Origin of the sequence: Chlorogloeopsis sp. ULAP02, assembly GCF_038404745.2 — a bacterium.
GTDB lineage: Bacteria > Cyanobacteriota > Cyanobacteriia > Cyanobacteriales > Nostocaceae > Chlorogloeopsis.
In genome coordinates, this window is record NZ_JAYKTT020000044.1 from 172,824 (window position 1) to 184,468 (window position 11,645).

The 11,645-nt window shown below is 44.7% G+C and carries 12 protein-coding genes; 9 read left to right on the plus strand and 3 right to left on the minus strand.

Annotated features, from left to right (window positions below; all coding sequences use genetic code 11):
• Positions 1-10: 10 nt before the first annotated feature.
• The 3 genes from U2718_RS15730 to U2718_RS15740 form a co-directional block, all read right to left on the minus strand.
• Positions 11-238 carry a hypothetical protein gene (locus U2718_RS15730; RefSeq protein WP_341998767.1) on the minus strand — a complete coding sequence of 76 codons (228 nt, stop codon included), beginning with the start codon at positions 236-238 and terminating at the stop codon, positions 11-13.
• Between the two features lie 187 nt (positions 239-425).
• On the minus strand, positions 426-590 hold the full coding sequence (locus U2718_RS15735; RefSeq protein WP_341998765.1) for a hypothetical protein: 165 nt from the start codon (positions 588-590) through the stop codon (positions 426-428).
• Between the two features lie 27 nt (positions 591-617).
• Positions 618-1,667 carry an LLM class flavin-dependent oxidoreductase gene (locus U2718_RS15740; protein ID WP_341998763.1) on the minus strand — a complete coding sequence of 350 codons (1,050 nt, stop codon included), beginning with the start codon at positions 1,665-1,667 and terminating at the stop codon, positions 618-620.
• 669 nt (positions 1,668-2,336) lie between these two features.
• Here U2718_RS15740 and U2718_RS15745 point away from each other — a divergent pair.
• From U2718_RS15745 to U2718_RS15785, 9 genes are all read left to right on the plus strand, one after another.
• Positions 2,337-3,701 (plus strand): LLM class flavin-dependent oxidoreductase, encoded by a 1,365-nt coding sequence (locus U2718_RS15745; protein ID WP_341998761.1) that lies wholly within the window; start codon positions 2,337-2,339, stop codon positions 3,699-3,701.
• 126 nt (positions 3,702-3,827) lie between these two features.
• Positions 3,828-5,366: an amidohydrolase family protein gene (locus tag U2718_RS15750; RefSeq protein ID WP_341998759.1), complete on the plus strand. Its 1,539-nt coding sequence runs from the start codon at positions 3,828-3,830 to the stop codon at positions 5,364-5,366.
• Positions 5,367-5,471: 105 nt separating this feature from the next.
• On the plus strand, positions 5,472-6,905 hold the full coding sequence (locus U2718_RS15755) for an NAD(P)/FAD-dependent oxidoreductase (RefSeq protein WP_341998757.1): 1,434 nt from the start codon (positions 5,472-5,474) through the stop codon (positions 6,903-6,905).
• Between the two features lie 77 nt (positions 6,906-6,982).
• A complete protein-coding gene (locus U2718_RS15760) occupies positions 6,983-7,633 on the plus strand; it encodes a dienelactone hydrolase family protein (RefSeq protein ID WP_341998755.1) in 651 nt (216 codons plus the stop codon).
• Positions 7,634-7,646: 13 nt separating this feature from the next.
• Positions 7,647-8,270 (plus strand): GDSL-type esterase/lipase family protein, encoded by a 624-nt coding sequence (locus U2718_RS15765; RefSeq protein ID WP_341998753.1) that lies wholly within the window; start codon positions 7,647-7,649, stop codon positions 8,268-8,270.
• Between the two features lie 62 nt (positions 8,271-8,332).
• Positions 8,333-9,331: an aldo/keto reductase gene (locus tag U2718_RS15770; RefSeq protein ID WP_341998751.1), complete on the plus strand. Its 999-nt coding sequence runs from the start codon at positions 8,333-8,335 to the stop codon at positions 9,329-9,331.
• Positions 9,332-9,362: 31 nt separating this feature from the next.
• Positions 9,363-9,827: a GNAT family N-acetyltransferase gene (locus U2718_RS15775; RefSeq protein WP_341998749.1), complete on the plus strand. Its 465-nt coding sequence runs from the start codon at positions 9,363-9,365 to the stop codon at positions 9,825-9,827.
• Between the two features lie 149 nt (positions 9,828-9,976).
• On the plus strand, positions 9,977-10,135 hold the full coding sequence (locus U2718_RS15780; protein ID WP_341998747.1) for a hypothetical protein: 159 nt from the start codon (positions 9,977-9,979) through the stop codon (positions 10,133-10,135).
• 47 nt (positions 10,136-10,182) lie between these two features.
• Positions 10,183-11,645 (plus strand): ABC transporter ATP-binding protein (locus tag U2718_RS15785; protein ID WP_411813301.1); only part of this gene is annotated, 1,463 nt, incomplete at its 3' end.

The window sequence follows — 11,645 nt, forward strand, 5'->3', positions numbered from 1 at the left end:
GTTGCAGCAGCTATTGATGATTTCTATTTTTCAGCATAGATAAAATACTGGGATGTAAATCTTGTTTGAATAGAGAATGATTTGAAGGATTGTTTTGTACAAAAGCAATAATGAAACCTAAACCAAAACCAATCATGAATAAAAAAGTAAAAGTGTGAATACCTAATGACTCTAGAAGATACCTAAAGTTAATTCCATCTAACCAGCTTATTACCGTCCTAATTAAGGTAGCACTCATAAAACTTTCCTTAAAACTAAATAGCATCATTTCTCAACAATAGAAAGAAACAAACTTTGCGCCCCTCTGCGCTTTCCTTTGCGCCCCTCTGCGTTTCAATTTCAATCCTGTGTTTTACTCAACGTACTAGTTTCCAAAAAGCTCCCCAGGGGGGAGCGACAGAGAAGAAAACTAAAAGTAGGAAACTTCACTCACTCACACTTACAAGACGAGAAAGTTGAGCAATGGGGATATCAAGAGGTTCTTGTAAACGGGTGGTAGGAAAATGAGGAGCGTATTGGGCAATCAGTTTATCAATAGTTTCGATTTCAAACTCAGTTGTCCAAGTTGGACGAGTTAAAGTTGCTGTCATAAAGTCTTCCTTCATTAAGATTGCAGATTAAGCTACCAATTCTAAAGAACGCACTCGTGGCATTACTTCTTCATGAAAGCGTTTCATCTCCACAGCAAAAGGTTGGAATTGCAGCATAAAAGTATCAATGCCTGTACCAACAAAATCTGCTATTGTTGCTGCTACAGTATCATAGCTGCCAACTAACCCGGCTGCTGTACCACCGTTACTTCCTACACCAGGATATTTCGCCATATTCTTGAACATTACTACTTCTGGCTCAACGCCTTTCATCAGTTCAGTTCTATCATCCTGTTTAGCAAGTTCCAGAAGATATTCGTATTCTGTTTGAGCTTCTGCGTCAGTAGATCGGGCAATGACAAAAGCTGACATAGCAAACCGTAATGGTTTAGGTTTCGTCCGTTCCCACTTTTTGACATCAGCAATAGTTTCTCGTATGGCTTCCAAAGGACGTCCATTGAGGAAAAATACATCTGCTGTTTGCATTGCTAGATTTTTTGCAGCATCTGACTCTCCGCCCAAATATATACGGGGATGGGGTTGTGCTATTGGACGCGGATGCAAACAAAGGTCGTTGATTTGAAAGTAATTACCTTGAAAGTTAATTCGTTCCCCACTCCACAGCGCCTTGACTACCTCAATCCACTCCTGGGAATAGCGATAACGCTCATCGTGTGGTAGGAAAGGAATACCAGATTTTTGCAATTCCGGCATAAACCAAGCACTAACAAGGTTAATTGCGAATCGTCCGCTGCTAATGGCATCAATATTTAATGCCATCTTTGCCAAAACTACTGGATGAAATAACAAAGGCTTAACTGCGGCGATGATTTCAATAGAATCAGTTGCTTCCGCAAGCGCTGCTGCGGTTGTCCAAGTCTCTAGCTGATCTAATTCTTGATTCCTCGGATTGATAATGTGTTCGGCGATGAGAGTAGTAGTAAACCCAGATGCTTCTGCTAGTTGGATAAGTTGCTTTGCCCTTTTGTAAGTGGCATCACGGGGTTCATGGGGGTGGTTCATCGCGCCACAATTACCATAAACTGGAATCCAGATCCCGTAGCGTGGCTGAGACATATCTGTATACCCTCTTTGACTAGAGGCTAATATCTTCTGGAAATTAAAGTTAGTAGGAGTTTGAACACATGATTTACTATATCAACAAAATACTATTTATTGATAGATTTACCGTAGTATTAATATATAATAATTCCACAAATAGCTAGCAAAAGCAATGGGTCAGCGAAATAAATCTAATAACCTGCTCTTTTATCCACAACATGACGTAGAGATTGCCCAGTGCGATCGCGTTGCAAATTATCTAAAGATAGTTCCAGTATGCGTTCTTTCGCTCTAGGAGAATGGCCAGAACAGTGGGGGTATTTTACAATCCTTAATGTTAGATAACCTAATAATTAGTATTTCATGATATTGTGATTTACAGTAAATCCACCATGAGTTTCAGCGTCTAGCAAAAGGTGAATACCTAAGAGGCTGATACCAGTACCTCAAAGCTTTATGGAAAAAGAATTTTATCAATACTGTATCTGAGTATTTTTTGGGCGGATGTCGAGGGTTGAAAGTCTAATAAGGTTATCTCAATTAAGTCACTTGCCCCAAAGCCATAGGCTTTTGACCAAGATGTAATACATAAATTATGGCTTTACATGAAAAGCCATTAGCCATAAGCAAATCAGCGTACCGACTGTAAGCTTCGCTAACGCACTACGGAAAAGAAAAAAGTATATGAACAAAACACGCAAGTTTCGTTTAGGTGCATTCATTCAAGCCACAGGACATCATGTCTGTGCTTGGCTGCACACCGATTCACAAGCAGATGCTGGTCTCAATTTCGAGCATTACAAAGAAATTACCCAGACCGCCCAACGTGGCTTGTTCGATGCAGTTTTTCTAGCAGATAGCCCAGGAGTTTGGGGCGGTACTCCCGAAAATCAAATTCGCAATGGTAAGATTGTCCACTTTGAGCCGATTACTCTCTTCAGTGCTTTGTCTTCAGTGACCCAAAATATCGGCTTCATAGCCACTGCCTCGACCACCTATGAAGAACCCTACAATTTAGCACGTAAGTTTGCCTCTCTAGATCACTTAAGTAAAGGACGAGCAGGATGGAATGTAGTTACCACAGGCAATGATAATGCCGCAGCTAATTTCGGACTTGAGCATCACCCAGAACACAGTCAGCGTTATGAACGTGCTGAAGAATTTGTGGAAGTCGTAAAAGGACTATGGGATAGCTGGGAAGATGATGCTTTTATCCGTGACAGAGAATCTGGTATCTATTTCGATCCCAAGAAACTGCATACACTCAACCACAAGGGCAAACATTTTTCTGTCAAAGGGCCTTTGAACGTCGGTCGTCCGCCCCAAGGCTACCCAGTGATTGTACAGGCAGGAGCCTCCGAAGCAGGACGGGACTTGGCAGCACGCACTGCCGAGGTAATCTTCACTGCTAATCAAACCCTAGCTGATGCACAGGAATTCTATGCTGATGTCAAAGGTAGGTTGGCGAGATATGGACGCTCTCCAGACGATCTAAAAATCATGCCTGGCGCTTTCCCAATTATTGGCCGTACCGAGTCAGAAGCGCAGGAAAAATACGAATTTCTGCAATCGTTGATTCATCCCGATGTCGCCTGGGGTATTTTGAAAAACTATTACAAAGGTGTAGATCTGTCTAAATACTCTCTAAATGATTTAGCTCCCGAACTACCCAGTGACACCAACACCAACAAGAGTCGTCTCAAACTAGTTAGGGATTTGGCTACTCGCAAAACTCTGACACTACGTCAGTTGTATCTTGCTCTAGCTACTGCAAGAGGTCATCGCACCATAATTGGTACTCCTGAAAGTATTGCCGATCAATTAGAGGAATGGTTCAACAATGGTGCGGCAGATGGTTTTAATATCATGCCACCAATCTTGCCTACAGGGTTGGATGACTTTGTCAATCTAGTCGTTCCCATCCTCCAAAAACGCGGACTCTTTCGTACTGAATACGAGGGTAGTACTTTGCGTGAAAACCTGGGGCTGCGTCGTCCGGGCAATCGTTTTGCTGCTCAACAAGTGGATGAAAAATTGGTTTTGGCGTAAATAAGTTTTTCACAGATGGCTAAACCAAACCTTTTGAAGCGTGCTTTTTGTAGATCGCCTCCGGTTTAAAGTGTGCCTGATATTCTATATAGCCTCAAAATATTAGCCAAAAATAAGGAAAGAAACATGACTGAATATAGCCGATTGAAGACTTCGCCCTCTGCCGCAATCAAAGCAACCCTTGATTATCCGGTAATTGACACCGATGTTCACACCAATGATTTTACACCCGCTCTTGAGGATTACATCGCTGATTACGGTGGATCGAAACTTGTAGACGAATTACGCAAGGCGGAAAACTCTCGACTCAATTCTAAAGTCAATGGTAAAGACTGGTATCAACAAACACCTGAAGAACGACAATCCTACCGCACAATTAGATCGCCTTGGTGGGCTAGAGTTACCCGTAATACCCTAGATTTAGCAACTTATACTTTGCCGGAACTGTTTTATGAGCGTCAGGCGGAGCAAGGTTCAGATTATTCGGTATTATTCCCCAATAACGTCCTTGCACCAGCCGGGGCTAGTCCTGAGAATCGCCAAGCATTGCAACGCGCTGTCAATCACTATCATGCTGACTTGTATCGCAAATATAGCGATCGCCTGACGGTAGTAGCTGGGATTCCCATGACAACCTCACAAGAAGCTGTTGAGGAGTTAGAATTTGCTGTAAAAACACTAGGTTTAAAAGTAGCAAATATTCCTGGTGGCGTAAAACGGCCAATTAAGGCGATCGCTGATAAGTATCCAGCAGATCAATTTCCTGAAATCGCCAAATATGCTTCCTATATTGACTTTTATGGATTAGATAGTGAATACGACTACGATCCATTCTGGGCAAAAGCCGTGGAATTGGGAGTCCCCATTACTACCCACTACGGTAGTCAAGGTTGGACTGGTCGTTCTTCCATCAGTAACTACATGAACAACCATATTGGTCACTTTGCCGATGGCTCACAGGCATTTGCTAAAGCATTGTTCTTTGGTGGTGTAACTAAACGTTTTCCACAGTTGCGCGTAGCCATGCTCGAAGGTGGTGCAGATTGGGGCGCACACACCTACATTCATTTAGTGGATCGTTTTTCCAAGCGCAATCTGGAAGCACTCCAAAACTACAACCCCGATCTCACCAATGCCGATGAACTATTTGAGTTGTTTGAGCGCTACGGTGGCGAAATTACTCAAGGGCATTCCCTCAGCAAAGAAGAACTGACTAAGAGTGTGCTGGGTTCTTCCTTCAGCCGTCATAGCCGTCAACCAGTTGGTAGCGAACTGGAAGATTTTGCAGCAGCAGGTATTAAAACAATTGAGGACATCCGCGATCGCTGGGTAAACAATTTCTTCTTTGGTTCCGAGTCCGATGACCGCACTATCGCAGCAGCATTCAACGACAAAGCTAATCCCTTGGGTGTGAAAATCAATGCCATCTATTCTTCGGATGTAGGTCACTGGGATGTACCCGATCTCACAGTTCCTCTTGCGGAAAGTTGGGATCTCGTTAAAGAAGGCGTGATTTCCGAAGCTGACTTCAAGGCCTATGTATTTACTAATCCCTACAAATTTTACACTGAAGCTAACCCTAATTTCTTCAAGGGTACGGCGATTGAATCCAAGGTAAGTAACCTCGAATCCCCACAAGTAGATAAAAGCTTAGTGGGAGTGTAAGACTTTGTTGGATATTAGGCGTGGGGTATGGGGCATAGTTCACAATTCTCTTTGTCTTCCTCATCCCCTTCCTTTCTAGTCCTCAATCCAAAACGGGAAATCGATATGACAACAACTGACCCTGATTTCGGCGCTCGTGAGGCACTACGCCTAATTGGCCCCGATCCGGAAAACTGGGTGAGCGATCGCCCAGGCATCGACCACAACGTCACGATCATAGGTGGTAGCGGCAGCGGTAGTACCTTTGCATTTGCGCTACGGCGTGCCGGGATCGGCCGCGTGACAGTGATTGACGCCGCCGAGGACGAAGCTCATGCAGGCGTGTGGCTGACACGAGCGCGGATGAAAAAGCTCCGCACACCGAAGAACCTGCCCGGCCCGGAATTAGGCATCCCAGAATTGTCTTTTCAAGCATGGTACGAAGCGCGGCACGGTGCTGAGGCTTACGCAGCAATCGACCGGATTCCCCGATTGCTGTGGGCTGAGTACCTTAGCTGGTATCGGCAGTTTCTCGGCATTCCAGTTCGTTACCAGACGAGGTTGGTGCGGATTGAGCCAGCTGAAGGGTTCTTTCGTCTACACCTTGAGGTAAATGGTGTTCCGCAGGTGGAGACTACACGTAAGATTATTTTCGCTAACGGTGTCGCTGGTACAGGTGGCCCATACATACCACCAGTACTAGCTGACTTACCACGCACGCTGTATGCACATACTGCTGATGCCATCGATTTTGATGTATTGCGCGGTAAAAATGTGGCGGTGATAGGTGCGGCAGCCTCAGCTTTCGATGCAGCAGGGGTAGCCCTGGAATCGGGAGCGAAGACAGTACACCTGTTCGCACGGCGTTCAGCGCTCGCATCTTTGCCAGTGATTCGGGTGCGGGGTTATCCTGGTGCTTACTACAACTATCCACAACTGCCTGATGCCGCTCGCTGGTTCCAGGCTTGGCGCTTTCGCCAAGTAGGCTCCACACCACCACCCGACGCAATTGAGCGAGCGATCGCCTTTCCCAATTTCCACCTGCACCTGTCTGCACCTTGGAGAACAGCGCAGGAAAAGGGAGGACGTATTGTTGCCCAGGTGAACGATGATATTTTCGAGTTTGATTTTGCGATCGCAGGTACTGGCTACTTCGTCGATCCAACAAAGCGCCCCGAACTAGCCGACTTTGCCCAGCACATTGCCCTGTGGCGCGATCGCTACGAGCCACCAGCAGATCAACGCGACGACGATCTAGGAACGCACCCTTACCTCGGCAACGCCCACGAATACCTAGAGAAAGTACCCGGTACTGCGCCCTACCTGAAAGACATTCACGTATTTAACCCTGCTGGTTTTGTCAGTTTCGGACTGCCAATTGGTGATGTACCGAGCATTCGCCGCGACGTGCCGACAATAGTATCCCGTATCAGCCACAACTTATTTTTTGCTGACTGGGAGCAGCACGAAGCACGCATCACCAGCGACAACATTGCGCCCGACTTCGATGACTTACTGTACGCAGCCGCAGTGTGGAAGCAGAAAGTACCAGTTGGTTAAGACGTTTGCTGTACATGGGGATTAGAAAATCTAATCCCCGCTTCCTAAACAAAACACACACTTGAGGAATTATCGCTATGTCTATCGAACGCCGTTCTGGTTTATTGCCTTATTTATTATCCCGCGTCTCTGAAGATACCAAAAAACCCGCACCCCTCGTGTTGTTTTTGCATGGAGCCCGCGATCGTGGTAATGATTTAAATGTACTGCTGAAATGGGGTCTACCTCGTTTTGTGAATGAATCAAGTCCCTTACCCTATTTCTTTGCAGCGCCCCAACTTCCTGAAGGACAAACTTGGGTAGAACGTGAAGCAGATGTGATTGCTTTGTTGGATAATCTGATCGTTTCTCAATCCATCGATCCTGCCCGTGTCATCTTATCAGGATTCAGTTTAGGTACGGCTGGGGCTTGGCACATTGCTGCTTCCCATCCTCGACGCTTCGCTGGTTTGGTAGCAGTGTCTGGTCGTGTACCGACCTCGTTAGAAGAACCCCAATTAGCAGCACTAAAAGAAATTCCCATTCAGATATTCCAAGGAGCAAAAGACGAAAAACTGGCTATTGAGGATACACAGCAGATTGTCGATACTTTGCAAGCAGCTGGCGGTACAACAGATTTTACTGTATTACCTGAAGGAGATCATTTTATTGCTGATGAAGTTTACACCGATCCGAAATTGCAACAATGGCTGATTTCACAAAGCCGTCGCACTTCTGTAGCCATCTGAAGCAATTTAGCTAATGTCAGACTCTCGCAAAGAAATTAGAATTTGTTTTATTGGTGAATCGTTTGTCAATGGCACAGGCGATCCTGAGTTTCTCGGTTGGACAGGTAGAGTTTGCCGTCATGCTGAGTCAAAAGGATATGCAATCACTCACTATAACTTAGGGGTACGGGCTGAGACAAGTCGGTATCTTAAACAACGTTGGCATTCTGAAGTCTCCTATCGTCTCCCTCCTGAATCCGATGGTCGAGTAGTATTTTCCTTTGGGGTAAACGATTCAGGATGGGCGGGAAAAAATCAAGCAATCGAACTTTCAGAATCGATCGCAAATGCTCGTAGCATCTTGACTGAAGCAAAACAACTCTATCCTGTGTTGATGATTGGGCCACCGCCTTGTGGTGATGTGGATCAAGACAAAAGAAATCAAATTATCGCAAATCTCTCACAGGAATTTGCCTTAGTTTGTCATGAACTAAATGTTCCTTATCTTGACGTGTTTTCCGGTTTGCTGAAGTCACCGATTTGGCTAACAGAAGCAAAAGCCAATGATGGTGCTCACCCAAAAGCAGATGGTTATGCAGAATTTGCAGCGATCGTACAAAACTGGGAAGGTTGGTTAAATTGGTTCACGCCTGATTAATCGTTGCGTATACGCATTCTATTTAAAAATTTTACTTTCAATCAATAACAACCAAGATCACCATGACGTTACCAACAACTAAACTCGGTAAAACTGGATTGACTGTTTCGCGCCTTGTTCTTGGCACCATGACTTTTGGATTGCAGACAGACGAAGAAACTTCTAGGGTAATTCTCGACACTGCCGCCGATGCTGGTATCAACTTTCTGGATACAGCTGATGTTTATCCTTTGGGGGGTGGATTAGCTACGGCAGGAAGTACCGAAGAAATCATTGGACGCTGGCTCAAAGGTAAACGCGAACATTTTATCCTGGCTACCAAAGCTGTAGGTAAAGTTGGCCCTGCACCTTGGGATCAAGGTGCTTCACGCAAACATATTTTGGATGCGATCGATGCTTCCTTAAGACGCTTAGGAACTGACTATATTGACCTTTATCAACTACACTCTGATGATGCCTCAACCCCGCTCGATGAAACACTAGAAGCATTAGATACAATCGTATGGGCTGGGAAGGTACGTTATATTGGGGTTTCCAACTTCTTAGCATACCGACTCGCTCGTGCCTTGGGTCGTGCCGATGTTCGCAATTTAACTCGCTTTGTCTCGATTCAGCCACGCTATAGTTTGTTGTTCCGCGAAATTGAGCGAGAACTTTTACCCCTAGCGCAAGAAGAAGGACTGGGCGTAATTCCCTACAATCCGTTGGCAGGAGGTTTACTGACTGGTAAACACAATTTTGCTCAAGGGCCTACCGACGGAACTCGTTTTACCTTGGGTGCAGCTGCTAAACTTTATCAAGAACGTTATTGGCACGATCGCGAGTTTAATACTGTTGAGGAGTTACGCACAGTTGCAGATTTGGCAGGATTGTCACTTACTACCCTATCATTGGCTTGGGTTTTGGCGAATCCAATTATCACTGCCCCGATTATTGGCGCTAGCCGTCCAGAACAACTTACTGACACTCTTAAAGCGGTGGAAGTAAAACTTGATGACAATTTAAAACAAAAGCTAGATGATATCACCGTTGAATATCGTAAGGGAGATGCTGTGCGCTAAGATTGCTAACCCAGCGATTTTATAGAGCGATATGCTAAAAATTAGCCAAGCAAAATTGTATCATGCTGAAAACGTTAAAGCTTTTTACAAACAGTGTGATTATGGAGGCGATCTGAGTGAGGAAGCCTTAATATTCATTGCTCAATTGGAGGAGAGAATTGTTGGTGCAGTACGTTTGTGTCCAAATACTGGGTTCTTTGTGCTTCGGGGGATGCAGGTATTAGCCCCGTTTCAGCGTCAGGGTGTTGGCACGCAGCTACTTCAAGCCTGTACCGAGCAACTTGTCGAGCGAGTTGGTTACTGTATTCCGTGGCAGCATTTGAAATCGTTCTATCAACAAGTAGGGTTTCAAGAAGTTTCACCGATTGAGGTTCCAGACTTATTGTATGAGCGATTTAATAACTACACTTCTAGAGGAATGAATGTCATTCTAATGCGTCGGCGGCCAACCGCACAACAAGCCTATCGTAAATTGATCGCGGCACAGTACGACTGATGCAACGATCAATGAATTCAATGAGATTCCTTCTATCCTGAAGCAGTTCAAAGAAAGTCATTGAACACTTTTTGCTGTCATTCGTAAGATGAATCGTAATAATTTATTGATAATAATTTTTCTTAATCATACTGACATCAACCTAACTCATGGCATCTGAAATATCAGAGATTCGGTGGATGATAGAGCGTGGCAATATTATTGATGTCATTGTTGGTATTGCCAATGCAATGGATAATCAAGATTGGCAGAAACTCCGAAAATATTTAGCAGACAAAATTTATATTGACTATTCGTGCGACTCATGACTATTTGGTTTTTAGCAAGGGAACAGCACCATTAGGGAGAAGCTGAAGTGATACGACGTGATCGCCGTTCTTTAATCAAAAGCCCTCGTTCATCTCAATCGTTCCAACGTGCTGCGGATGCACCCAAGCTACCAGCGACTTCATTCAGGTTTATTTGCTATTTTGTCAATCAATTTCGTTGGTGGTATATAGCAATTGTGATTTTGGAGGTGATGCACGCGACTTGTGGCATTATGTTGCCCTATGCCATTGGCGAGATTATCCGCAACGTAACACAATCGACGGGTGATAGCAAGCCCACTCTTGATGCTATTACCCAACCCTTGATGCTGTTTACCGCCTTGAGTGTGGGTGAAGTGGTATTTGGGCGATCGTCAGGACTATTGTTGACTATTCTCCATCCTATCCACCGACAGCATATCATTCGCTCCCTATATGCCTACTTACAACAACATTCCCATCGCTACTTGAGTAGTAGTTTTGCTGGAGCTTTGGCACAGCGCATCAGCGAAGCCGCTTTTGGTGTTACCCAGACGATGCAAATGCTGATTTCTGAATTTATGTCAGTAATCATCGTCTATATAGTCGCTACAGTTTTACTGTATCGTACCTATCCGCCTCTAGCCTTGCTTGTGGGAGTATGGGCAGTTCTGTTTATCAGTATTTCCTTCTGGCTAGCAACTCGCTGCCGAATTTATTCCCGCAAAGCCGCAGCAGCCAGAAGTGAGACAGCTGGCATCATCGTAGATGCAGTTACAAATCTTACTAGTAGTCGGCTGTTTGCGCGTCTGGGTTTTGAACGACGGTATTTAAATGAGCGATTAAGGCGCGAACTTAAGGAAGTAAGAAAGTCTAACTGGTACTCGGAGCGAATTCGCTGGTTTCAGTTTATCTCGGCAGCAATTTTGAAAATAGGTACTCTTTATTACTCGCTTTCTCTGTGGAGTCAAGGAGCGATCGCTGCTGCTGACTTTGTGGTAGCAACTAGTTTATCGTTGTTAATTATCAGTGAAGCCCGGAATTTAAGTAGACGGTTTCTAGAAATATTTGAACACATCGGTAATATTGCCAATGGAGTTTACACTATTGTTCAACCCCACGAGTTAATTGATCGAGATAGCGCGATCGCTCACCCAATCAGTAAAGGCAGAATTGAATTTCGGCAAGTAAATTTTAATTATTCTTCTGAGAAAAAAGTCTTTCAAAATCTTTCTGTTACCATCCAACCAGGTCAGCGCGTCGGATTGGTAGGCTTTTCTGGTTCTGGAAAATCTACTTTTGTCAATTTGATTTTGCGTCTGTTCGATCCCCAATCCGGACAGATTCTCATTGATGGGATGGATATTCGAGACATGACTCAAGATGCCCTCCACGCCCAGATCAGCTTGATTCCCCAAGATCCATCTTTATTCCATCGCACGTTACTGGAAAATATTCGTTATGGACGACTGGAAGCAACCGATGAGGAAGTGATGGAAGCAGCACGCAAAGCCTATGCTCACGATTTTAT